Raw genomic sequence first — 517 nt, 5'->3', positions numbered from 1 at the left:
AGTATGGTCACCAGGTTTGATGCCTGGCCTGGTTTTCTGGTGTGTTTCCATACATGTTCATCGACTCCGAGGATGCGAACCCCGTCGAGGTGGTGCGGGTCGCCGTAGACAAGCTGGCGGCAGGCATCTAGTGCGACGTGGTTGACCAGGTCCCAGCCCACGCCGAGTGCTTTGGCGGTAGCTGACACACTCATCCGATCAATAGCAAGGCGCTGCAAGATCCAGCGGGTGACTCGGTGGGTGAGCTTGGCGCCGTCATCAGCGCAAGCCAGAGATTCTTGGAAGATCTTCCTTTTACATGAGGTGGCTGTGCACTGGAATCTAGGGACCTTTACGTGCAGCCTAGTAGGGAATCCGACGACAGGAAGATCAACGAGTCGACGGGTGGTGTGGTCGCGCAGCTTGCCTGGCTGGCCGCAGTCCGGGCACGCGCCGCTAACGGCTACGGGCGTGGCCTCAATGATGGTCAGTGGTCCGGCATCAGCGGCACCGGTGATGGCAAGTCCGATTTCCGCGG

Annotated in this window: 1 protein-coding gene; it reads right to left on the bottom strand. The window is 60.0% G+C overall.

What is annotated here, in order from left to right; translation table 11 throughout:
- A partial coding sequence (locus tag FME68_RS12940; RefSeq protein ID WP_195914122.1) for a transposase family protein occupies positions 1-517 on the bottom strand: 517 nt, incomplete at both ends.

Origin of the sequence: Corynebacterium hiratae (genome assembly GCF_009708045.1) — a bacterium.
GTDB classification, from domain to species: Bacteria; Actinomycetota; Actinomycetes; order Mycobacteriales; family Mycobacteriaceae; genus Corynebacterium; species Corynebacterium hiratae.
The sequence above is the reverse complement of the archived record's forward strand: the minus strand, read 5'-3'. Positions and strand labels throughout refer to the sequence as shown.